At 72.5% G+C, this 22,185-nt stretch carries 22 protein-coding genes; 11 read left to right on the plus strand and 11 right to left on the minus strand.

Features of this window, described 5'->3' with window-relative positions; translation table 11 throughout:
- Window positions 1-64 precede the first annotated feature (64 nt).
- The 5 genes from ACFOW4_RS28765 to ACFOW4_RS28785 all read left to right on the plus strand — a co-directional run bounded on the left by ACFOW4_RS28765 (window position 65) and on the right by ACFOW4_RS28785 (window position 5,841).
- Window positions 65-1,354: an ABC transporter substrate-binding protein gene (locus ACFOW4_RS28765; RefSeq protein WP_377533428.1), complete on the plus strand. Its 1,290-nt coding sequence runs from the start codon at window positions 65-67 to the stop codon at window positions 1,352-1,354.
- 109 nt (window positions 1,355-1,463) lie between these two features.
- On the plus strand, window positions 1,464-2,435 hold the full coding sequence (locus tag ACFOW4_RS28770; protein ID WP_377533430.1) for a carbohydrate ABC transporter permease: 972 nt from the start codon (window positions 1,464-1,466) through the stop codon (window positions 2,433-2,435).
- Window positions 2,436-2,445: 10 nt separating this feature from the next.
- Window positions 2,446-3,288 carry a carbohydrate ABC transporter permease gene (locus tag ACFOW4_RS28775; protein ID WP_377533431.1) on the plus strand — a complete coding sequence of 281 codons (843 nt, stop codon included), beginning with the start codon at window positions 2,446-2,448 and terminating at the stop codon, window positions 3,286-3,288.
- Window positions 3,285-4,718: a GH1 family beta-glucosidase gene (locus ACFOW4_RS28780; protein WP_377533432.1), complete on the plus strand. Its 1,434-nt coding sequence runs from the start codon at window positions 3,285-3,287 to the stop codon at window positions 4,716-4,718. Before ACFOW4_RS28775 ends, ACFOW4_RS28780 begins: the two co-directional genes overlap by 4 nt.
- 76 nt (window positions 4,719-4,794) lie before the next feature.
- Window positions 4,795-5,841: a LacI family DNA-binding transcriptional regulator gene (locus ACFOW4_RS28785; RefSeq protein WP_377533433.1), complete on the plus strand. Its 1,047-nt coding sequence runs from the start codon at window positions 4,795-4,797 to the stop codon at window positions 5,839-5,841.
- A gap of 73 nt (window positions 5,842-5,914) precedes the next feature.
- Here the strand turns inward: ACFOW4_RS28785 and ACFOW4_RS28790 are convergent, their stop codons facing one another.
- Together ACFOW4_RS28790 and ACFOW4_RS28795 are read right to left on the minus strand one after the other, a co-directional pair.
- Complete coding sequence (locus tag ACFOW4_RS28790; RefSeq protein ID WP_377533434.1) at window positions 5,915-7,132, minus strand: acyl-CoA dehydrogenase family protein; 1,218 nt, start codon at window positions 7,130-7,132, stop codon at window positions 5,915-5,917.
- The gene (locus ACFOW4_RS28795; RefSeq protein ID WP_377533435.1) at window positions 7,132-8,211 is read right to left on the minus strand and encodes a phosphotransferase family protein; all 1,080 of its coding nucleotides are present in this window, start codon (window positions 8,209-8,211) and stop codon (window positions 7,132-7,134) included. The genes ACFOW4_RS28790 and ACFOW4_RS28795 overlap by 1 nt, the downstream gene beginning before the upstream one ends.
- A gap of 149 nt (window positions 8,212-8,360) precedes the next feature.
- On the opposite strand from ACFOW4_RS28795, the gene ACFOW4_RS28800 reads away from it, so the two are divergent.
- Complete coding sequence (locus tag ACFOW4_RS28800) at window positions 8,361-9,062, plus strand: amino acid-binding protein (protein WP_377533436.1); 702 nt, start codon at window positions 8,361-8,363, stop codon at window positions 9,060-9,062.
- 128 nt (window positions 9,063-9,190) lie between these two features.
- Here the strand turns inward: ACFOW4_RS28800 and ACFOW4_RS28805 are convergent, their stop codons facing one another.
- Window positions 9,191-10,402, minus strand: a complete 1,212-nt coding sequence (locus ACFOW4_RS28805) for an IS110 family transposase (protein ID WP_377533437.1) — start codon at window positions 10,400-10,402, stop codon at window positions 9,191-9,193.
- Between the two features lie 223 nt (window positions 10,403-10,625).
- On the opposite strand from ACFOW4_RS28805, the gene ACFOW4_RS28810 reads away from it, so the two are divergent.
- On the plus strand, window positions 10,626-11,693 hold the full coding sequence (locus ACFOW4_RS28810) for a GNAT family N-acetyltransferase (RefSeq protein WP_377533438.1): 1,068 nt from the start codon (window positions 10,626-10,628) through the stop codon (window positions 11,691-11,693).
- Between the two features lie 63 nt (window positions 11,694-11,756).
- On the opposite strand, the gene ACFOW4_RS28815 is transcribed toward ACFOW4_RS28810, so the two are convergent.
- From ACFOW4_RS28815 to ACFOW4_RS28825, 3 genes are all read right to left on the minus strand, one after another.
- Complete coding sequence (locus ACFOW4_RS28815) at window positions 11,757-12,125, minus strand: VOC family protein (RefSeq protein ID WP_377533439.1); 369 nt, start codon at window positions 12,123-12,125, stop codon at window positions 11,757-11,759.
- Between the two features lie 119 nt (window positions 12,126-12,244).
- Window positions 12,245-13,810: an aldehyde dehydrogenase family protein gene (locus ACFOW4_RS28820; protein ID WP_377533440.1), complete on the minus strand. Its 1,566-nt coding sequence runs from the start codon at window positions 13,808-13,810 to the stop codon at window positions 12,245-12,247.
- 386 nt (window positions 13,811-14,196) lie between these two features.
- Window positions 14,197-14,991, minus strand: coding sequence for an LPXTG cell wall anchor domain-containing protein (locus ACFOW4_RS28825; RefSeq protein ID WP_377533441.1), 795 nt, complete (start codon window positions 14,989-14,991; stop codon window positions 14,197-14,199).
- Between the two features lie 250 nt (window positions 14,992-15,241).
- Between ACFOW4_RS28825 and ACFOW4_RS28830 the strand changes: the two genes are divergently transcribed.
- Together ACFOW4_RS28830 and ACFOW4_RS28835 are read left to right on the plus strand one after the other, a co-directional pair.
- The gene (locus tag ACFOW4_RS28830; RefSeq protein WP_377533442.1) at window positions 15,242-15,808 is read left to right on the plus strand and encodes a DUF488 family protein; all 567 of its coding nucleotides are present in this window, start codon (window positions 15,242-15,244) and stop codon (window positions 15,806-15,808) included.
- A gap of 9 nt (window positions 15,809-15,817) precedes the next feature.
- The gene (locus ACFOW4_RS28835; protein ID WP_377533443.1) at window positions 15,818-16,804 is read left to right on the plus strand and encodes a GlxA family transcriptional regulator; all 987 of its coding nucleotides are present in this window, start codon (window positions 15,818-15,820) and stop codon (window positions 16,802-16,804) included.
- Here ACFOW4_RS28835 and ACFOW4_RS28840 read toward each other — a convergent pair.
- The 5 genes from ACFOW4_RS28840 to ACFOW4_RS28860 form a co-directional block, all read right to left on the minus strand.
- A complete protein-coding gene (locus ACFOW4_RS28840; protein ID WP_377533444.1) occupies window positions 16,730-18,010 on the minus strand; it encodes a YbfB/YjiJ family MFS transporter in 1,281 nt (426 codons plus the stop codon). The two genes, ACFOW4_RS28835 and ACFOW4_RS28840, sit on opposite strands and share 75 nt — an antisense overlap.
- A 142-nt stretch (window positions 18,011-18,152) precedes the next feature.
- Window positions 18,153-18,659: a GNAT family N-acetyltransferase gene (locus ACFOW4_RS28845; protein WP_377533445.1), complete on the minus strand. Its 507-nt coding sequence runs from the start codon at window positions 18,657-18,659 to the stop codon at window positions 18,153-18,155.
- 4 nt (window positions 18,660-18,663) lie between these two features.
- Complete coding sequence (locus tag ACFOW4_RS28850; protein ID WP_377533446.1) at window positions 18,664-18,873, minus strand: hypothetical protein; 210 nt, start codon at window positions 18,871-18,873, stop codon at window positions 18,664-18,666.
- A gap of 14 nt (window positions 18,874-18,887) precedes the next feature.
- Window positions 18,888-19,883 (minus strand): biotin synthase BioB, encoded by a 996-nt coding sequence (bioB, locus tag ACFOW4_RS28855; protein ID WP_377533447.1) that lies wholly within the window; start codon window positions 19,881-19,883, stop codon window positions 18,888-18,890.
- A 10-nt stretch (window positions 19,884-19,893) separates the two neighbouring features.
- Complete coding sequence (locus ACFOW4_RS28860; RefSeq protein ID WP_377533448.1) at window positions 19,894-20,079, minus strand: hypothetical protein; 186 nt, start codon at window positions 20,077-20,079, stop codon at window positions 19,894-19,896.
- A 139-nt stretch (window positions 20,080-20,218) separates the two neighbouring features.
- On the opposite strand from ACFOW4_RS28860, the gene ACFOW4_RS28865 reads away from it, so the two are divergent.
- Complete coding sequence (locus ACFOW4_RS28865; RefSeq protein WP_377533449.1) at window positions 20,219-21,355, plus strand: 8-amino-7-oxononanoate synthase; 1,137 nt, start codon at window positions 20,219-20,221, stop codon at window positions 21,353-21,355.
- Window positions 21,356-21,410: 55 nt separating this feature from the next.
- Window positions 21,411-22,136 carry a dethiobiotin synthase gene (gene bioD / locus ACFOW4_RS28870; protein WP_377533450.1) on the plus strand — a complete coding sequence of 242 codons (726 nt, stop codon included), beginning with the start codon at window positions 21,411-21,413 and terminating at the stop codon, window positions 22,134-22,136.
- The last annotated feature ends 49 nt before the right edge of the window (window positions 22,137-22,185 follow it).

Genomic DNA, 22,185 nt, shown 5'->3' on the forward strand with positions numbered 1-22,185 from the left:
GCGGCGCCACACGCACCCCCCACCACACCTACCCAGCCTCACCACCGGAAAGAGGGGTCACCGAATGAGCGTCACCACGCGGCGTACCCGCCTGGCGGCCGCTGCCCTGGCCGCGATCACCGCAATCGGCGGTCTCGCGGCCTGCAGCAACGACGACGACAAGCCGGCAGCCGGCGAGAAGCCCGCCAAACTGGTCGTCGACACCTTCGGCGAGATGGGCTACGACGAGCTCGTCAAGCAGTACGAGAAGGACACCGGCATCAAGGTCGAGCTGCGCAAGACCGCGCAGCTCAGTGAGTACCGGCCGAAGCTGGTCCGCTACCTGGCCACCGGCAAGGGCGCGGCGGACGTCACCGCCCTGGAAGAGGGCATCCTCAACGAGTTCAAGCCCAACGCGCGCAACTGGGCCGACCTCGCGCCGCTGGTCGCCGACCACTCCAAGGAGTACCTGCCCTGGAAGTGGGAGTTGGGCAAGGCGCCGGACGGTCGACTGATCGGCCTCCCGACCGACGTCGGCAGCCTCGCCGTCTGCTACCGCAAGGACCTGTTCCAGGCTGCCGGTCTGCCCACCGAGCGCGACCAGGTGTCGGCGCTCTGGACGGACTGGAAGGGCTTCCACGACGCCGGTCTGAAGTACAAGCAGGGCAGCGGCGGCAAGGCGTTCATCGACTCGATCACCGCCGTCTCCAACGGTGTGCTCTTCCAGCAGGGCGGCGATCTGTTCTACGACAAGGAAGACAACATCATCGCGGACACCAGCCCCGCGGTGAAGAACGCCTGGGACACCGCCACCTCGATGGCGGACATCTCCGCCAAGGCGCAGACCTGGTCGCCGGAGTGGTCCGGTGGCTTCAAGCAGGGCACCTTCGCGGCCACCTTCTGCCCGTCCTGGATGCTCGGCATCGTGTCGGACAACTCCGGTCCGGCCAACAAGGGCAAGTGGGATGTCGCGTCCGTGCCGGGCGGCGGCGGTAACTGGGGCGGCTCGTGGCTCGCGGTTCCGGCGCAGAGCAAGTACCCGAAGGAGGCGGCGAAGCTCGCCGAGTACCTGACCAACGCGAAGAGCCAGGTCGAGGCCTTCAAGCTCAAGGGCCCGCTGCCCACGAACCTGGAGGCGCTGAAGAACGACGCGTTCATCAGCTACACCAACGAGTACTTCAGCAACGCGCCGACCGGCAAGATCTTCGGGGAGAGCGTCGCCAAGATCCAGCCGATCCACCTGGGTCCGAAGCACCAGGCGGTGAAGGAGAACGCGCTCGAGCCGGCTCTGCGGGCGTTCGAGAACGGGCAGGCCGACAAGGCGAAGGCCTGGGAGCAGTTCACGAAGGACGCCAAGACTCAGGGTGCCTTCTGAGTGATTCCCTGCCGGTGGCGTTCGGGACTACCCGGACGCCACCGGCCGGTCCCCTCCGCGTAGCGCCCTGCGCGAGGGCCCCCGGGCCTCGCCGGAAAAGGAAATTCGCATGAGCCTGTCGGCCACGACGGCACCGCCGTCGCCAGCAGCACCGCCTTCTCCCGACGTCTCTTCCCGACGTAGCCGGGGAAGGTTCCTCAACCGTCTCGACGTCAAGTACTCGCCGTACCTCTACGTAGCCCCGTTCTTCGTGATCTTCGGAGCGTTCGGGCTGTACCCCATGCTGCGTACCGCCTGGATGTCGCTGCACGACTGGGACATGATCGGCGACCACACGTTCATCGGCTTCGACAACTACACCCGGCTGTTTTCCGACGAGTACTTCTGGAACGCGCTGGTCAACACGTTGGGCATCTTCGCCCTGTCGACCATTCCGCAGCTGTTGCTCGCCCTGTTCCTGGCGAACCTGCTCAACCGGACCTTCCTGCGCGCCAAGACCTTCTTCCGGATGGCCATCTTCATGCCGAACGTGGTGTCGGTGGCCGCGGTCGCGATCGTCTTCGGGATGCTGTTCCAGCGGGAGTTCGGCCTGTTCAACTGGCTGCTCAGCTTCGTCGGTGTCGACCCGGTCGACTGGGACGGACAGCGGTGGAGTTCGTGGTTCGCCATCTCCTCGATGGTCAACTGGCGGTGGACCGGCTACAACACCCTGATCCTGCTCGCCGGTATGCAGGCGATCCCGAAGGACCTCTACGAGGCCGCGGCGATCGACGGCGCCGGCCCGTGGCGGCAGTTCTGGCAGATCACCCTGCCCATGCTCAAGCCCACCTTCATCTTCGTGGTCATCCTGTCCACGATCGGCGGCATGCAGCTCTTCACCGAGCCCCTGCTCTTCGCCAACGGCAACATTCTCGGCGGCAGCCAGCGGGAGTTCCAGACGCTGGCCATGTACATGTACGAAATGGGCATCGTGAACCTGAACACCGCCGGCTACGGAGCCGCGGTCGCCTGGGCGATCTTCATGATCATCGTCTTGGTGTCGCTGTTCAACTTCCTGCTCGTCCGCCGCACGGCCAAGTGAGGAGAGATCGATGATCTCGGCTTCCCAGCGCCTGTGGCGCACCAGCCCGCTGACCTACGTGGCGCTCGTCCTGGCGGCGCTGCTGTCGATCTACCCGTTCTACTACATGCTGGTGATCGGCAGTCGCAGCCTGGACTCGATCAACGACGTACCGCCGCCGCTGACCCCCGGCGGAGCGTTCGGTGACAACTTCGGACGGGTGCTCGACAACGACGCCGCCAACTTCCTCACCGGCATGATGAACTCGATCATCGTCTCCTCGGTGGTCACCCTGTCGGTGGTGCTCACCGGCTCGCTGGCCGGGTTCGCCTTCGCCAAGCTGAAGTTCCGGGGCAGCAGCGCCCTCCTGCTGGCGATCATCGTCACCATGATGATCCCGACCCAGATGGGCCTCATCCCGCTCTGGGGCATGATGCAGGACCTGGGGTGGTACGACACCCTCTACGCCGTCACCGTGCCGTTCCTGGTCAGCGCCTTCGGCGTGTTCATGATGCGGCAGTATGCCAGCCAGGCGATCTCCGACGAGCTGATCGAGGCCGGCCGCGTCGACGGGGCGAGCACGTTCCGGATCTACTGGAGCATCGTGCTGCCCGCGCTGCGCCCCGCCGCCGGCGTCCTCGGTCTGCTGACCTTCATGGAGACCTGGAACTCGTTCCTCTGGCCGTACGCCATTCTCACCCCGGAGAACCCGACCCTCCAGGTCTCGCTCTCCTTCCTTTCGTACGCCTACTACACCGACTACTCCCAGGTGTTCGCCGCCACGGCGATCGGCACGATCCCTTTGGTGCTCGTCTTTCTCCTGTTCGGCCGCCAGATCATCGGCGGGATCATGGAAGGTGCCGTCAAGTCATGATCAACCCCGCCAGCCCGCCCGCCGTCGGCGTCCTCGACGAGCGTCCGGGGCTGACCTTCCCGCCCGGCTTCCTGTGGGGCGCCGCGACCGCGGCGTACCAGATCGAGGGGGCGGCCGCCGAGGGTGGCCGTACCCCGTCGATCTGGGACACGTTCAGCCACACCGACGGCCGGGTGGTCGCCGGGCACACCGGCGACGTGGCCTGCGACCACTACCACCGGCTCGGCGAGGACGTCGCGCTGATGGCGGAGCTGGGCCTGAAGTCGTACCGTTTCTCGGTCTCCTGGTCCCGGGTGCAGCCCGGCGGCACTGGCCCGGTCAACCCGCAGGGGCTGGACTTCTACCGTCGGCTCGTCGACGAGCTGCTGGGCCACGGCATCGAGCCGTGGCTGACCCTCTACCACTGGGACCTGCCGCAGCCGCTCGAGGACGCCGGCGGCTGGCCGGCCCGGGACACGGCCGCCCGGTTCGCCGACTACACCACGTTGGTCGCCGACGCGCTCGGCGACCGGGTCCGCTACTGGACCACGCTCAACGAGCCGTGGTGCTCGGCGTTCCTCGGCTACGGCTCCGGGGTGCACGCCCCCGGCCGGTCGGACGGGGCGGACGCGGTCCGCGCCGGGCACCACCTGATGCTCGGGCACGGCCTGGCCGTGCAGGCGCTGCGCGCCGCCCGGCCGACGGCGGAGGTGGGCGTCACGGTCAACCTGTACCCGGTCACCCCGGCCAGCGACGCCCCCGCCGACGTCGACGCCGCCCGGCGGATCGACGGGCTGGCCAACCGGTTCTTCCTCGACCCGCTGCTGCGCGGGGCGTACCCGGCGGACCTGGTGGCCGACCTGCGCGAGGTGACCGACTTCGAGCACGTGCGCAACGGTGACCTGGCCACCATCGCCACCCCGCTGGACCTGGTCGGCGTCAACTACTACAGCCGGCACGTGGTCGCCGCCGGAGTCGAGGGCGCCGAGGCGGAGCCGTACTGGCGGACGCCGTCCTGCTGGCCGGGCAGCGAGGGCGTCCGGTTCGTCACCCGGGGCGTACCGGTCACCGACATGGACTGGGAGATCGACGCCCCGGGCCTGGTCGAGACGCTGCGCCGGGTGCACGACGAGTACACCGACCTGCCCCTCTACGTCACCGAGAACGGCTCCGCGTTCGTCGACACGGTCGTCGACGGCGCTGTCGACGACGCCGACCGACTGGCCTACTTCGACGCCCACTTGCGCGCCGCGCACGAGGCGATCAGCGCCGGGGTGCCCCTGCGCGGCTACTTCGCCTGGTCGCTGATGGATAATTTCGAATGGGCCTGGGGCTACACCAAGCGATTCGGCATGATCTACGTCGACTACGACAGCCAGACCCGTATCCCCAAGTCCAGCGCCAGGTGGTACGCCGAGGTGATCCGACGCAACGGTCTGGCCACACAATAGGCTCGGGCCAGCCATCAGGGCGGTCCCGGTGCCGCACAGGCGGCACCGGGCCCGCCCGACGTCGGAGGAGCAGACGATGACAACGCAGCGCACCCGGTCGCTCGGGCGCCCGACCCTCGACGCGGTCGCGGCCCGCGCCGGCGTCGGGCGCGGCACGGTCTCCCGCGTGGTCAACGGCTCGCCCCAGGTGAGCCCGGAGGCCCGGGCCGCCGTGCAGCAGGCCATCGCCGAGCTGGGGTACGTGCCGAACCGCGCGGCCCGCGCGCTGGTCACCCAGCGGACCGACTCGGTGGCGCTGGTGGTGTCCGAATCCGGCGACCGGGTGTTCACCGAGCCGTTCTTCGCCGGCATCGTGCGCGGCATCTCGTCCGGCCTGCTGGAGACGCCGATGCAGCTCTGGCTGGCCATGGCCCAGTCGCCGGTCGAGCGGGAGCGGGTCGAGCACCACCTGACCAACCAGCACGTCGACGGCGTACTGCTGCTCTCGCTGCACGACTCCGACCCGCTGCCGACCCTGCTGGAGGAGCGCGGCCTGCCCGCCGTGCTCGGCGGCCGGCCGGCCCGGATGCTGCATCCCGGTGCCCAGCCGGCCTGGTTCGTCGACGTGGACAACGTCGGCGGCGCCCGGCAGGCGGTGGAGTACCTGGCCGGCCGGGGGCGGCGGCGCATCGCCACCATCGCCGGCCCGCAGGACATGGGCGCCGGCCTGGCCCGGCTGGTCGGCTACACCGAGGCGGTCAAGGCCACCGGGGCCGGAGTCGACCCGGACCTCATCGCGTACGGCGACTTCAGCGAGGGCAGCGGCGCGGCCGCCATGCGCCGGCTGCTGGACGTCTGCCCGGAACTGGACGCGGTCTTCGTCGCCTCCGACCTGATGGCGTTCGGCGCGCTGCGGACGCTGCGCGAGGCCGGCCGGCGGGTGCCGGAGGACGTCGCGGTGGTCGGCTTCGACGACGCTCCGATCGCCCGGCAGGCCGACCCGCCGCTGACCACGGTCTTCCAGCCGGTCGAGGAGATGGGCCGGCAGATGGCCCGCCTGCTGGTCGCCCGGATCCGCGGCGACGACCTCCCCGCCCCACACATCCTCCTGGACACCCAACTGATCCACCGCGCCTCCGCCTAGGAGGCCACCACAACCAGGATCGGGCGCGATCCAGCGGCGCGCGGCAGGGCAGAGCGGCGTGCGGTGGGGCGGGTCAGGTGCGGGCCCAGCGGCGGAGTTCGCGCTTGGCCAGGGAGGAGCGGTGGACCTCGTCGGGGCCGTCGGCCAGGCGGAGGGTGCGGGTCTGCGCCCAGAGGGCGGCCAGCGGGGTGTCCTGGCTGACGCCGGCGCCGCCGTACCCCTGGATGGCCTTGTCGATCACCCACTCCGCCATCGCGGGCGTGGCGATCTTGATGGCCTGGATCTCGGTGTGCGCGCCCTTGTTGCCCACGGTGTCCATCAGCCAGGCGGTCTTGAGGACCAGCAACCGCGCCTGCTCGATGCGGACGCGCGACTCGGCGATCCACTCCCGGACCACGCCCTGCTCGGCGAGGGGGCGACCGAAGGCGACCCGCTCGTTGGCCCGACGGCAGAGCAGCTCCAGCGCCCGTTCGGCCATGCCGATCAGCCGCATGCAGTGGTGGATCCGGCCCGGGCCCAGCCGGGCCTGCGCGATGGCGAAGCCGGTGCCCTCGGCGCCGATCAGGTTCTCCGCCGGCACCCGGACGTCGGTGAAGTCGATCTCGGCGTGCCCGCCGTGCGTACCGTCGGTGTAGCCGAAGACGGTCATGCCCCGGCGGACGGTGACGCCCGGGGTGTCCCGGGGGACCAGCACCATGCTCTGCTGGCGGTGCCGGTCGGCGCCCGGGTCGGTCTTGCCCATCACGATGAAGATCTCGCAGCGCGGGTCCATCGCCCCGGACGACCACCACTTGCGCCCGTTGATCACGTACTCGTCGCCGTCGCGGGTGATCCGGGTGGCGATGTTGGTGGCGTCGGAGGAGGCGACGTCCGGCTCGGTCATGCAGAACGCCGAGCGGATCTCGCCCTCCAGCAGGGGCTTGAGCCAGCGCTCGCGCTGCGCCTCGGACCCGAACTCGGCCAGCAGTTCCATGTTGCCGGTGTCCGGCGCGGCGCAGTTGACCGCCTCCGGCGCCAGGTGCGGGCTGCGTCCGGTCAACTCCGCGAGGGGGGCGTACTGCAGGTTGGTCAGCCCGGCGCCGTAGCGCGGGTCGGGCAGGAAGAGGTTCCACAGGCCGCGCTTGCGGGCCTCCGCCTTAAGCTCGACCATCAGCGGGGTACGCGACCACGGGTCGTCGGCGGCGGCCACCTGCTCGGCGTGCACCGCCTCGGCCGGGTAGACGTGCTGCTCCAGGAAGGCGGTCAGCTCGCCGCGCAGCTCCTCGGTCCGGGCGTCGTACGAGAAGTCCATCACCGCTCCCTGGCGGCGGTCAGCCCGTGCGCGACCAGCGGTGCCACCATCTCGCCGATCCGGTCGAAACCCTCCCCGAGCGTCTGCCCGAGGGTGTGTCGGTAGTGGATGCCCTCGCAGATGACCGCGAGCTTGAAGCAGCCGAGCGCCACGTGCCAGTGCAGCGGCCCGACGTCGACGTCGCTGCGGCCGGCGTACCGCTCGATCAGCTCCGCGCCGGTGGGGAAACCGGCGCGCGGGCCGAGCCCGTCGGCAACCGGGTTGCCGGTGGCGGCCTCGCTGTCGCCGAGCACGTCCCAGTAGGTCAGCAGCAGGCCCAGATCCGCGAGAGGGTCGCCGAGGGTGGCCATCTCCCAGTCCAGGACGGCGCGGACCTCGACCGGGTCGACCGAGGCGAGGAGATTGTCCAGTCGGTAGTCGCCGTGCACGATCCGCCCGGCGTTCGCGCCCTCGGGGGCGGTGGCGGCGAGCAGGTCGCGCAGCTCGTCGATGCCGGGCAGGTCCCGGCTGCGGGAGCGGTCGAGCTGGCCGGCCCAGCGGCGGACCTGCCGGGCCAGGTAGCCCTCGGGGCGGCCGAAGTCGGCCAGCCCGACCGTGGCCGGCTCGACCGTGTGCAGCGCGGCGAGGGTGTCCATCATGGCCATCGCCAGCGCCCGGCGCCGCTCGTCGCCCAGCGGGTCGGTCTGGCGCCGGCTGCGGTAGACCTCGCCGGCCACCTTCTCCATCAGGTAGAACGGGGCGCCGATCACCTCGGGGTCGGTGCAGAGCAGCAGCGCGTCAGGTACCGGGACGTCGGTGGGCGCCAGCGCCGAGATCACCCGGAACTCGCGGCCCATGTCGTGCGCGGTGGCGAGCACGTGCCCCAGCGGCGGCCGGCGCAGCACGACCTGCCGGTCGCCGAGGTGCAGCAGGTAGGTGAGGTTGGACTTGCCGCCGGCGATCAGCTGGGCCCGCAGCGGCCCGCCGGCCAGATCGGGCCGGTGCGCGGCGAGGTGACCGGCGAGTCGGGCCAGGTCCAGGCCGGCGGGGGAGGCCGGGGTGGCCTCCGGCCGGAGCGCGTCGACGGCCGGATCGGTCATCCGAATAGTTGATGGCAGGTCGGCCATGTTGTCAAGGTCGGATTTTGCCCTCGGGACATGCCCCTGCAACAGGGACGAAATGGTCAACGGCCAGGCTGGTGCCCAGCCTGCCGGCCGCTGACGCCGGCCCGCCGAGCGGAGGGACAGACATGTTGCTGCGAGTTCGGGTCACCCTGCCGGACCGTCCGGGCACGCTCGGTCAGGTCGCCCGTACGCTGGGCGTGTCCGGTGCGGACATCGTCCAGGTGGTGGTCCTGGAGCGGCTCGGCGGGCGGGCGGTGGACGACTTCACGGTGGTCTGGCCGGGCGCGGCCCGGGTGGAGCGACTGCTGGCCGGTCTGGCCGCCATCCCCGGCGTCCGGGTGGACGGGGTGTGGCGGGCGATCGGCGCGCCCACCACCACCGGCCAGGACGCCGAATTGCTGGCCCAGGTCGCGGCGAACCCGGCCGACGGGCTGGCCACCCTGGTCGACGCGGTGCCCGGCCTGCTGGCGGCCGACTGGGCCGTCGCCGCGGTGGTCCCGGTGGACTGGGCGTCCCGGTCCGGGGGCGGCGGGGCGACCGTGGGGCACGCCAGCTGGCGTGCTCCCGTACCGCCGCGGCTGCCCGAGGTGACGCCGTTGCGCGGCCGGTCGATGACCACGCCCGACGGCACGCACCACGCGGTCGCGCCGTTCGGGCGGGCCGGCCTGGTCCTGGTGGTGGCCCGCGAGCACAGCGACGCGCTCAGCGCCGCCGCGTTCCACTCCACCGAGGTGGACCGGCTCACCCAGCTCGTCCGGGCCAGCGCGGTGATCCTCGGCGACCGGCTGGACCTGGTGGGCGCGCCGCCGGTGGTCGCCGGGCCCTGAACAGCGCCGCTCCTGGTCGCCGGGCCCTGCACAGCCCGCAGGAGTTCCCGGGCCGTCACCGTCGGGCAATCGGGCGGCAACAGCGGGGGACGAGGCTCGTACCGGGGAAGGGAGTTTCAATGACCAAGTCAAGCCGTGGGCGCGGTCAGCGGTGGTGTGGGTTGGAACTCCCGGCGGTCGCGCAGCAGTGCCCAGAGGACGTCGATCAGGCGGCGGGCCAGGGCGATCAGGGCTTGGGTGTGGAGTTTGCCCTCCGCGCGTTTGCGCCGGTAGAAGACTTGCGACGGGCCCTCGGGTTTGATCGCGGACAAGGCGGCGAGGTAGAACACGCGGCGCAGGCCGCGGTGGTAGCGCTTGGGCCGGTGCAGGTTGCCGCGCACGCGTCCGGAGTCACGGGGCACCGGGGCGAGGCCGGCGTAGGCGGCCAGCCGCGACGAGCTGCCGAACGTGGCTTGCAGATCGCCGCCGGTGTCGGCGAGCAGTTGGGCGCCGAGGATCGGCCCGAACCCGTTCACGCTGGTGATCCGGGCCGCGTGTGGGTGCTGTTCGAACGTGGCAGTGATCTGCTTGTCGAGGTTCTTGATCTCGCGGTCCAGGTCGAGCAGCTGCGCGGCGAGACGAGCGATCAGCGGCGCCACTGTTTGCTCGGTGGGCAACGCGATCGTCTGCGCGGTCGCTGCGGCCAGAGCCTTGTCGACCATGGCCGGGATGCCTTTGGCCCAGGCGCCGCCCGCTCGCAGATGCTCGGCCACCGCGTCGGTGCCGGCCTCGCGGATACCGGCGGGGGTCTGGAAACCAGTCAGCAGGACCAGCGGCGAGCGGGTCGAGTAGTCAAACGCTGCTTCCAACGCGGGGAAGATCGACGCGAGCAGGTCCCGCAGCCGGTTGACCCCGCGCACCCAGTCACCCGTCAGGTCCTCCCGTCGGGCGGTCAGGACCTGCAGTTCGGCGATGGCCTGGTCCGGGCTGGTGACCTCGGTCAGGTCGTGGCGCAGCCGGGCTGTCTCGGCGATGGTGAACGCGTCCTTGGCGTCGCTCTTACCTTCCCCGGCGAACGCGCCGGCCATCCGGTTGACCAGCCGACCGGGCACATACACCACCGTCGCGCCGGCCTGGCGCAGCACCGCGAGCAGCAGACTCGCGGTCCCCGAGGTCATATCCAAGGCCCACCGCACCTGCCCGGCAGCCTTACCCGCCCGGGCGATCAACGCCTCGATCTCGGCCTGGCCGTTGGCAAACCGCTTACTGAACACCACCTTCCCGGTCCCGTCGACCGCACACGCATGGTGATGCGCCTTGCCGACGTCGATACCGACCCAGATCTGCTCACGGACCTTCACCGGCCCGAACCTCCCCAGTCGAGCGTGACCCCGTCGACGGCACTGCCGGCAGCTCCATAAACAGCGACCAAACGCAGATTTCAATCAGCAGCCAGGCCATCGCAGAACGGCAGGGCGGCTACTCCCTCGGAACCACCACGGGCAAGCAACCATCAGCCACACCCCACCGCTCCGGGCATCCGAGACATCGATCCCGAACATCAACAACCTTATGGAGCCAACCATGACGTTGTGGCGGATCAGGGCCACCGTGGACGACCGGCCGGGCTACCTGTCGGTGCTCACGGCGAGCCTCGCACTGCGCGGGGTCAACATCCTCACCGTGCAGGTGCAGCCCACCGAGCAGGGCGCGGTGGACGACTTCCTGGTCGACGCGCCGGACACACTCGACGAGGCCGAGCTGGTCGCCGCCGTGCAGCGGGGGCGCGGTCGGGACTGCTGGGTGGCCCGCAGCGAGGCGCGCGGCCTGGCCGACCAGCCCACCCGCGTACTGGGGCTGGCCAACCGCCTCGTCCGCGATCCGGACGCGACCGGCGAGGCGCTGCGCGCGCTGCTCAACGCCGATTCGGTCAGCTGGCGGCCGGCCGCCACCGGCGTCGACCGGGGCAGCACCGGCACGGCGATGCTGCTGGCCGATCCGGCGGGCGGCTCGTTCGCGCTGCGACGGGCGGCGCCCGCCTTCACCCCGGCCGAGTACGCGCGGGCGCAGGCCCTGGTCGAGCTGGCCGCCACCGTGGCGCGTCGGGCCGCCGAGCAGGTCACCCTGGTGCTGCCCGACGGCGCGGAGCTGGGCGTCCGGCCGTCCGGCGCGGACGACCTAACGGGCCTCGTGGAGTTGCACGAGGGGTGCTCGGCGCGCAGCCGGCACCGGCGCTACCTGGGCGGGGCGGCCGCGCCGGCCCGGCTGCGTCGGCTGCTGGAGCCGTCCCGGGGGCTGACCCTGATCGCCACGGCCGCCGGCCCCGATCCGGCCGCCGAGTCGGTGGTCGCGATGGCGAACCTGCTCGGCGAGGGCGACGAGGCCGAGGTGGCGCTGCTGGTACGCGACGACTGGCAGCGGCGCGGGATCGGCTCGGCGCTGCTGCGCCGGCTGGTCCGGCACGCCGACCGGGCCGGCTACGCGGCGCTGGTGCTGCACGTGCAGGCCGAGAACACGCCGATGCTGCGGACCCTGCGCCGGCTGCGCCGGCCCCACTCGGCCGAACGCGACGGCGCCCTGCTCACCCTCACCGTCCCGCTCGCCGTCGCGACTGCGGTAAGGAAGGGCACCTTCTTAACGCCTGGTGCATAGGAAGGGGCCCTTGTTAACAACGGGGCGCCCCGCGGAGGTTCGGCCGCAGCGACGGGCGCCGCGTTACGTCGTGGGGGGTTCGCGGCGGCCGGACACGCAGAACCGGTTGCCCTCCGGGCCGGCCAGCACCACGTACGGCGGCTCGCTCGGGTGCGGGTCGGTGGGATAGTGCCGCCAGTCCACCCGCTGCGCGCCGAGGCCGAGCAGCCGGTCGACCTCGTCGTCGAGGGGACGCTCGCCGGCGTCCAGGTCCAGGTGGAGCCGGGGGAACTCCTGCACCGGGCTCTCGCTGAGGTCCATCGCGATGGCCGCGCCCGGTGCCCCGGGCGGCGGCTCCAGCACGATCCACTCGTCGCCCGCGAACCGGGGCGGCCGGCGGCGGTAGCCGAGGGCGGCGGCCCAGAACGTCGCCGCCCGTCGGGCGTCGGCCACGCCGGGGACAGCTGCGCGATCATCGCCATCCCTCGACGGTACGCGGACGACTCGGCGTTAAGAGGGGCCCCTTGCTATGCGCCAGGCGTTAACAAGGGGCCCTTCCTTGCATCCGGTCGTCAGGTGGCCGGGTAGCTGCTGTAGTCGGGGAAGTTGCCGTAGAGCCGGCCGTCGCCGCCCTGGGTGACCGCCTGCACCAGCAGGTCGCCGCCGACGAACGCGCCCTTCCACGAGGCGCCCCGGCCGCCGAACGGCTCGTCCCGGTCACCCCGCGAGCGCGGCTTGTTGATGCCCACCTTGAACGCCTGCAGGTCGACGGCCAGCTTCGCCGCCTCGTCGGTGTCGTCGCAGGCGAGGCTGGCCACCAGCGCGCCGTTGGAGGCGTTCATCGCGGCCAGCAGTTCGTCGGTGGTGTCCACCACGACGATGGTGTCGACCGGCCCGAACGGCTCGGCGTGCATCAGGCGGGACCGGCCGGGCGGGGCGAGCAGCACCGACGGCGCGACGTACGCCGAGGTGTCCTGCCCGTCCAGGAACGGCGCCCCGGTCAGCTTGCCCCGGTGCAGCGGCACCGCTCCGCCGCGTACCGCCTCGTCGACCTTGCGACGCAGCTCCTCGGCCTTGGCGGCGCTGATCAGGGGCCCGAAGTCCAGCTCGGGCAGCGGGTCGCCGGTGGTCCAGTCGTCACCGACGGCGAGCGGGTGTCCGAACCGGACCGAGCGGACGACCGGCAGGTACATGTCGAGGAACTCGTCGACCAGGTCGCGCTGCACCACGAACCGGGGGTACGCGGTGCAGCGCTGCTTGCCGTACTCGAAGCCCTTCTTCAGGTGCGCGGCGAGCAGGTCCCACTGGGAGAAGTCCCAGATGCCCCAGGCGTTGAGGCCCTCCTGCTCGATGAAGTGCCGCTTGTCGCTGTCCAGCAGCGCGGCGGCCACCTTGCCGCCGTTGGAGCGCCCGCCGACGAACGCGACCGCGCCGATCTCCGGCGCCCGGACCAGCACCTCGGAGAGTTCCTCGCCGCCGCCGGAGACCAGCGTGGCGGGCAGCCCGGCCCGGCGCATCAGCGCGTGCGCGACGGTGAGGCAGACCGCGCCGCCCTGGGACGGGGTCTTGGCGATCACCGCGTTGCCAGCGAGCAGTTGGACCAGCTCGGCGTGCACCAGCACGCTCATCGGGTAGTTCCAGGAGGCGATGTTGCTGACCGGGCCGGCCAGTGGCTCGCGGCCGTCGGCGAGCATCCGGTCGATCTCCCCGGCGTACCAGCGCACGCCGTCCAGCGCCCGGTCCACGTCGGCGCAGGCCAGCCGCCACGGCTTGCCGATCTCCCAGACCAGCAGCAGGGCGAGCAGGTCGCGGTGCTCGGTGAGCGCGTCGAGGGCGTCGGTGACCCGGGCCTTGCGCTCGGCGAGCGGGGTGTCCGCCCAGGCCCGGTGCGCGGCGGCGGCGTGGGCCACGGCGGCTCGGGCGGTGTCGGCGTCCAGCCGGGGCAGGTTGATCACGACGGTGTTGTCCACCGGGGTGCGGACCGGGGAGGGGCTGCCCACCGCCTGCCAGTCGCCCTGGACCAGGTTGTGCAGTGTGGTGACGCCGTCCACCTCGGCGCCGAACGCCTCCGGAGTGGCGGCCACCGCGCGGGCCAGGACGTCGGACCAGGCGGTGCCCTCGGCGAGTCGTAGTGCCATCGCGTTCTCCTCAGGGTTGACCGGGGAGCGGCGGCGTCGATGGCACCGCTGGTGATCGGTACTGTCCCGTGTCGGGTAGCGGGACAGCAACAGTACGTTCGTATGGCAGGACGTCCGCACGTCCGCTTGCTGGGCGTTGCGCGCGCTTCGGGCCACTGTGACCTGCGGTTACGTCGACCATCGATCGTTATGCATCGATGGTGTGAGCTTTGTCCGGGCGCCGTCGACCGGGTTACCCGTCGGTACGGATCGGCGCCCGCATCGGATCAATCGTCCAGAGTGGTCTTCGCCTCGGCTGCGGTGTGGAACGTGTTCGGCCAGCGGAGAAAAGGGTCGCGGCCGGCCACCGGACAGGGTCCGGCGGCCGGCCGCGGGGCCGAGCGAAATCAGCTGGTGAAGGTGATCCGGTCGCGACGGCGCCGCATCATCAGTAGCGCGCCACCACCGATCAGGGCGACGCCGCCCAGCGCGATGCTGGTCGTGGCCACACCGGTCAGGGGCAGGCCCCCTTCGGTGTCACCGCCACCGTTGCCGCCCGTGCCCGCCGACGGCGAGACCGAGCCCGTGGGCGTGGCCGAGTCCGACGGGGAGACCGACTCCGACGGCGAGGTGGACTCGGACGGCGAGACCGAGGTCGACGGCGTAACCGACGTCGACGGCGAGACCGACGTCGACGGCGAGACCGACGTCGAGGGACTCGGACTCGGCGACTGCGTCGCGACGGTGCCGGCACAGGTGTGGCTCAGGTTGAACTTGTCGACCGCGTTGGTGACCTCGGCGCTGCCGCCGGTCAGCGTCCACCCGGCCGGGGTGAAGAGGTAGGCGTGCATCTGCTTGCCGCCGGCCGAGTAGAAGGAGTCCGGGTAGGCGTCGGTGCTGTCCGGCACCTGCACCGTGACCGCGGTGGACCCGTTGCTGAAGGTCAGGGTGAGCGACTCGAAGCTGCTGGACGTCTTGCCCTGCGGAAGGACGAAGTGCCAGCCGTCGTAGCCGGCGGGCAGGCTGTCGAACCGGTCGTCGTCGCAGTCCTTGGTGGGGAAGTTCGCCGCGGTGGAGTTTTCGTGAGCCGGGTTGAGCGGAACCGACGTGGCGACCGCCCACGCCGGGGTGGCGAGGGCCAGACCGGCCGTGGCTGCGGCCGTGCAGATGGCCGCGCGCGCCAGGCGCCGACGCTGTGGCATGAGGTTTCCTCCGAGATTGGTCGAGGGGACGGCACATGATCCCATGTACGGGATCTTCGGGCGACATCGGTCGATCGGCCTGAGCTGGGACGACGTGCCGGACAGGAACAGGATTCGGGCCAACTTGGAGGGCCCTCCTGCGCGTGTCGCCGTAACGCGTACGGCCGCCTGGACGCTCCGGGGAGCTTCCCAGCGCCGCGATCCCCGGCGGGCAGGGATAGGTCTGCGGGATTCGGGGCATGTCAACGTCGTGCGGGAGCTGCTGACCGTGGGGCACGGGGCCGCCGACCGGGGTCGGCTGGGGGAGCTGCTCGCCGGAGCCGGCGTCGCCCTGGTGGTGGATGTGCGGCGGTACCCGGCCAGCCGCACCAACCCCGACGTCCGGCGCGAGGAACTCGAGCGCTGGCTACCCGAGCGGGGAGTCGACTACCGCTGGGAGCCGCACCTCGGCGGACGCCGGCACGTCCGCGCCGGAGAACCCGAGCCGGACACCTGGTGGACGGTCGCGGCGTTCCGGGCGTACGCCGCGTACACCCGGACGGCGGAGTTCGACGACGCGCTGGCCGGAGTGCTCGCTGACGCGGCCCGACAGACCACTGCGGTGATGTGCAGCGAGAGCGTCTGGTGGCGGTGCCACCGCCGACTGATCGCCGACGTCGCGGTGCTCGGCCACGGGACGCCGGTGGCGCATCTGATGCCCGACGGTCGGCTGAGCCCGCACCGGCCGGCCGAGGGGGCTCGGCGCCTCCCCGACGGCCACCTGCTCTGGGACGGTTCAAGGCGCGATGCGCCGGCCGGACCCGCGGCGGCTGACTAGGCTCGAACGGTGCGGGCCCCGGAGCGTGGTGCCACCGTGCTCTTCGTCGTCTACGACGGGGTACGGCTGCTCGACGTCACCGGCCCACTGGAGGTCCTCACCGTGGCCAACGAGCACGGCGGCTCGTACCGGCCGTTGCTCGCCTCACCCGACGGCCGGGACGTGGTCAGCAGCGCCGGCGCCCGGCTCGGCGCCGACGTGGCGCTGGCCGACGTCGCCGGACCGGTGGGCACGCTGGTCGTGCCGGGCGCGCCCGACTGGCAGGCCGCGGCGGCCGACGCGGGGCTGCTGGACCAGATCCGGCGGCTGGCCGCCGGGTCCCACCGGACCGCGTCGGTCTGCGCCGGCGCCTTCGCCCTGGCCGCCGCCGGCCTGCTCGACGGCCGGCGGGTGACCACCCACTGGGATCTGGCCGACCAGCTCGCCGCGCACTTCCCGGCGGTCACCGTCGACCCGGACCCGATCTTCATCACCGACGGTCGGATCATCACCTCGGCAGGAATCACCGCCGGCATCGACCTGACCCTGGCGCTGGTCGAGGCGGACCTCGGCCCGGAGATCGCCCGCGCGGTGGCCCGGCACCTGGTGGTCTTCATGCAGCGTCCGGGCGGGCAGTCGCAGTTCAGCGTTCGGACCAGTGCGGCGAGCACCCGCAACGAGGTGCTGCGCCGGGTGCTGGACACGGTGGCCGCCGACCCGGCCGGCCCGTACGACCTGGCCGGGATGGCGGCGCTCGCCGGGGTGAGTGCCCGGCACCTGGCCCGGCTGTTCCGCGCCGAGCTGGGCACCACCCCGGCCGGGTACCTGGACCGGATCCGGGTGGAGGCGGCGCGGAGCCTGCTGGAGCGTGGCGACGACACCCTCGACGTGGTGGCCCGCCGGGTCGGCTTCGGCTCCTCCGAGACGATGCGTCGGATCTTCCTACGCCACGTCGGCGTCACGCCGGGCGCGTACCGGTCCCGCTTTCGCACCACCGGTATCTCCGACGCCCGCTGACCCCCGCGGCTCCGGAGCCTCGGCCGGCGCGGTCTCGCCCTGACGCAGGGCGACCAGCGCCGCGGCGGCGAGCAGGCCGACCGAGAGCCAGAGACCGGTCGCGATCCCGCCGGAGTCCGACAGCACGCCCGACAACAGCGGGCCGATGGCCTGGCCGACCGAGAAGGCCACGGTCAGCAGGGCGATGCCGGCGGTCCAGCCGTTGGCCGGCAGGGCCCGGCGGGCGAGCACCGTGGCCGCCGTCGGGCCGGCCATGAACGCGCTGCCGAAGACCACCGCGGAGAGCAGCGCCGCGGGCAGCCGGGCCGGGAGCAGCAGCACCGGCAGTACGCCGAGCAGGACCAGCACGGAGACCAGCGCCGGCGCCCGGCCACCGGGGAGCCGGCCGACCAGCCGCCCCCACACGGTGAGCGTGGCCACCGCCGAGGCGACGCCGAGCGTCACGAAGAACGCGGCGACACCCGGCGTCCGCAATCCCTCGTCCCGCAGCAGCGCGATCACGAAGGTCAGGTAGCTCACGTAGCCGGCGCCGAAGAGGACGTACCAGGCGAAGGTCGGAGCCAGCCGGGCCAGGTCCGCCCGAGGCAGGCCGGCGCGGGTGACCCCCGTCACCGCCGGCACCCGGCGCACGGCGAGCAGGGCCGGGCCCACCGCGAGCACCGCGACCACGCCGAGCAGCAGCCAACCGACCCGCCAGCCGGCGTCCCCGGCCACCGCGAGCGCCGCCGGCACCAGCAGCCCGGAAAGCACCACCCCGATGCCGACCCCGGCCATGTAGAGCGCCACCAGCGACGAGGCCCGCCGTTGCCCACCGCCGGTGGCGACCCGGGCCGCCAGCGCCGAGCCGAGCACGAAGGTGACCGCCGTGGTCAACCCGCCGACGAAGCGCAGCAGCCCCAGCACCGGGTAGTCCGCGGTGGCGGCGGTGAGCAGCAGGGTGAGCGCGCTCACCAGCAGGGTGCCCAGGAAGGCGGCGCGGTCGCCGAACCGGCGGGCCCAGAACACGGCCGTGCCGGCGCCGATCACGTAGCCCGCGGCGTTAGCGGTGTTGAGCCCGCCGGCCTGGGCGTACGTCCAGTGCAGGTCGCCGCGCATGGCGGGCAGCAGCAGGGCGTACGCGAAGCGGGTGAAGCCGAGCGCCACGACCGGTCCGGCCGCCAGGCCGAGGGCGATCAGCGGTTCCCGCCAGGACGGGAATCGGGACATGGTTCCTCCTTGGTCGGCGGGCTCGTCGGCCCGCTGATCAGGTGGAACCCGGCGGTGTCGGTGGTCGGTGGCTGCCCGGACGGACCGGTGACCCTCGGATCGGGACATCGGCGCGGGGCGCCCGCGGCGGTGGTGGTGCGGGTCACTCAGCCAGTTCGTCGGCGAGCAGGTCCATCAGCAGGCCGTCGTGCCAGCGGCCGTCCGCACCACGTTCGTAGCGGCGCAGCACCCCCACCGGCCGGAAGCCGACCTTGGCGTACGCCCGGATGGCGGCGCTGTTCGCCGCGGCCGGGTCGATGGTGAAGCGGTGATGCCCGTGCTCGTCGATCAGGTGCCGGGCCAGGGTGCGGATCGCGTCCCCGCCGAGCCCGGCGCCGCGCACCTCCGGGTCGAGGAAGATGTCCAGGCTGGCGTGCCGGTAGTCCGGGTCCGGTTCGGCGTACCACTGGATCGCGCCGACCAGCCGGCCGTCGTGCTCGATGGCGTACAGGGTCAGCGAGTCGTCGGCCAGGTCGCCGCGTACGGACGCGGCGAGGTCGTCGTCGCCGCGCCACCAGCGGCGTACCTCGGGGTGGGCCCGGATCGCCGCGAGGGCCGGCACGTCCGCGACCGTGGCCGGTCGCAGGGTCACCGCCCGGCCCCGCAGCACCGGCTCAGCCCCGGATCTCGCCGTGCTGGACGCAGACCGCCGACCAGCCGACCGGCAGCACCTGCACCTTCATCCGGCGGCGGCAGTGCGGGCAGTAGCGCGGCGGCTCCAGTGCCCGGGCCACCGCGCACGGATCGTGCCCGCCGACCGCCGCGTCCTCGCCGCAGCGGTCGCACCAGCGCTGCGCCGCCACGGGCTCGACAAGCTCGGTCACGTCGTCCTCACCGTCTACAGGGTCGCCGACAGCGCCTTCACGGGCATCTTCAGCTCGTCGAGCAGGTCGAGGTCGGCGGTCGCCGGGCGACCCAGCGTGGTCAGGTAGTTGCCGACGATCACGGCGTTGATGCCGCCCAGCAGACCTTCGCGAGTCCCCAGGTCACCGAGGGTGATCTCCCGGCCGCCCGCGTACCGGAGGATGGTGCGCGGCATGGCCAGCCGGAACGCGGCGATGGCCCGCAGCGCGTCCTTGCCCTCCACCACCGGGCGGTCACCCAGGGGGGTGCCGGGGCGGGGGTTGAGGAAGTTCAGCGGCACCTCGTGCGGGTCCAGTTCGGCGAGCTGTGCGGCGAACTCGGCGCGCTGCTCGACCGTCTCGCCCAGCCCGAGGATGCCGCCGCAGCACACCTCCATGCCGGAGTCACGCACCATCCGCAGCGTCTCCCAGCGCTCCTCCCACGAGTGGGTGGTGACCACGTTGGGGAAGTAGGAGCGGCAGGTCTCCAGGTTGTGGTTGTAGCGGTGCACGCCCATGTCGACCAGATCGTCGACCTGCTCCTGGTTGAGCATGCCCAGCGACGCGGCGACCTGGATGTCGACCTCGGCCTTGATGGCCGCGACACCCTCGCGCATCTGCTTCATGAGCCGGGCGTCCGGGCCGCGCACCGCGGCCACGATGCAGAACTCGGTGGCCCCGGTCTTGGCGGTCTGCTTCGCCGCCTCGACCAGGGACGGGATGTCCAGGTAGACCGAGCGCACCGGGGAGGTGAACAGGCCGGACTGGGAGCAGAAGTGGCAGTCCTCGGGGCAGCCGCCGGTCTTCAGCGAGACGATGCCCTCGACCTCGACCTCCGGGCCGCACCAGCGCATCCGCACCTCGTGGGCGAGTTGGAGGGCGGCGGGCAGGTGCTCGTCGGGCAGGTTCAGCACGGCGAGGACGCCGGCCTCGTCGAGGCCGACGCCGTCACCCAGGACCTGGGTCCGGGCCTGGTCGAGGATCTCTGGCATGGCTCGTACCCTACAAGGCCCCTCCAGCGGCGGAAACGTCCGAGCCCACCACGGCGTCGGCCAACCAGGCCCGCTCGCCGGCAGCCCGCGTCGGGTCGGCCGCCGCCAGTAGCAGGGCGGTCGTCCGAAAGCCGGCCCGGTCGGGCGAGGTGGCGCGGCGCAGCAGGGCTCCGGCGGTACGCAGCAGTCGTCGCATCCGGCCAGCCTGGAAGTTCAAGCTTGGTGGAGGTCAACCCCGGGAGCCGAGTGGATTCGTCGGGCCGGTGGTGGCGGGTGGTAATTTCGCCCGGCGGGATGGTCGCAACGGCCGCCGCGGGCGCGTTTGGAGGGTGACGGTGGCGGACTGGCTGGCGGCGCTCGACCGCCGGGCGCAGCTGCGGGCGAAGGCCGGGCTGACCCGGCGGCTGCACCCGCGCCCGGCCGCCGACGGCATGACCGACCTGGCCGGCAACGACTACCTCGGCCTGGCCACCCATCCGGAGGTCACCGCCGCGGCCGCGCGGGCGCTGTCGGCGTACGGGCTGGGGGCCACCGGGTCGCGGCTGGTACGCGGCTCCACCGACGCGCACCACGCGCTGGAGGACGAGCTGGCCGTGTGGCTCGGCGCCGACCGGGCGCTCGTCTTCTCCTCCGGCTACCTGGCCAACCTCGGGGCGCTCCGGGCCCTCGTGCAACCCCGTACCCTGCTCGTCTCCGACGCCCACAACCACGCCTCGCTGATCGACGGCTGTCGGATCTCCGGCGCGGAGACGGTGGTGACGCCGCACGCCGACGTCACGGCGGTGGCCGCCGCGCTGGCGGTCGCCCCGGGCCGTCCCGCGGTGGTGGTCACCGAGTCGGTCTTCTCGGTCGACGGTGACCTCGCCCCGCTGGCTCGGCTGCACGAGGTGGCCCGCCGCCACGGTGCGCTGCTGCTGGTCGACGACGCGCACGCGCTCGGCGTGACCGGCCCGTCCGGCGCGGGTGCGGTGGCCGCCGCCAGGCTCACCGGCGAGCCGGACGTGGTGGTCACCGCCACCCTGTCCAAGGCGCTGGGCGGCGCGGGCGGGGTGGTCGCCGGCCCGGCGGAGTTCGTCCGGCACCTGGTGGAGACCGGCCGCACGTTCATCTTCGACACCGCGCTGCCGCCGGCGGTCGCCGCCGGGGTGCACGCCGCGCTACGGCTGGCCCGTACCGGCGACGACCTGCGTGCCGAGCTGGCCGACCGGGTAGTGCTGGCGGTCACCCGGCTGCGCGCCGCCGGGCTGACCGTCTCCGCCCCGGACGGGGCGGTGATCTCGGTGACCGCACCGGGGCCGGAGGCGGCGACGAGTTGGGCCGCCGACTGCCGGGACCGGGGAGTCGCCGTCGGTTGCTTCCGTCCGCCGTCCACCCCGGACAGCCGCTCCCGGTTGCGGCTCACGGTCAGCGCGGGGGTGCCCCGGGCGGACTTCGTCCGTGCGCTGGACGTCATCGTGGAGTGTGCCCCGTGAGCGCGAGGAGTGGGCCGGGGTTGCGAGCCCCGCAGTCGCGAACCGAGGTGGCCCCATGAGCGCGTGGCGCGGGCCGGTGCTGGTCACCGGTACCGACACCGAGGTCGGCAAGACGGTGGTGACCGCCGCGATCGCCGCCGCCGCGCAGGCTGCCGGCCTGCGGGTGGCGGTGGTCAAACCCGGTCAGACGGGTACGGCCGGCGGCGAGCCCGGCGACGTCGACTCGGTCAACCGGCTGGCCGCACCGCTGACCGGTCGGACCCTGGCCAGCTATCCGGACCCGCTCGCCCCGCTGGCCGCGGCCCGGGTGGCGGACCTGCCGCCGCTGGAGCTCTACAGCGCCGTCGACGCGGTCCGCGAGGAGGCCGACAAGCACGACCTGGTGCTGGTGGAGGGTGCCGGCGGGCTGCTGGTGCCGATGGGGCTGCGCCCGTCGGGCGAGCCGTGGACGATGGCCGATCTGGCGGTGTCGCTCGGCGCGCCGGCGGTGGTCGTCGCCCGCGCCGGGCTGGGCACGCTCAACCACACGGCGCTGACCCTGGAGGCACTGGACCGGCGTGCGGTTCCGGCCGGTGTGGTGATCGGCGCCTGGCCCGCCCAGCCGGAGCTGGTGCACTGGACCAACCTCACCGACCTCGTACCGAACCTGCTCGGCGCGCTGCCGGACGGCGCCGGCGCGATGGACCCGGGCGTGTTCCGGCGCTCGGCGCCGGGTTGGCTCACCCCGTCTCTGCACGGGGTCCTGGACGACTGGCGGGCCTGGGCCGAGGAGATCGGCTGAACACCTGACTTTCGTCGGTGTCCGCGCAGGTCGGGCGTGGGTAGCCTGG

The sequence above is a fragment of the Micromonospora sp. GCM10011542 genome, assembly GCF_042650685.1.
Lineage (GTDB): Bacteria > Actinomycetota > Actinomycetes > Mycobacteriales > Micromonosporaceae > Micromonospora.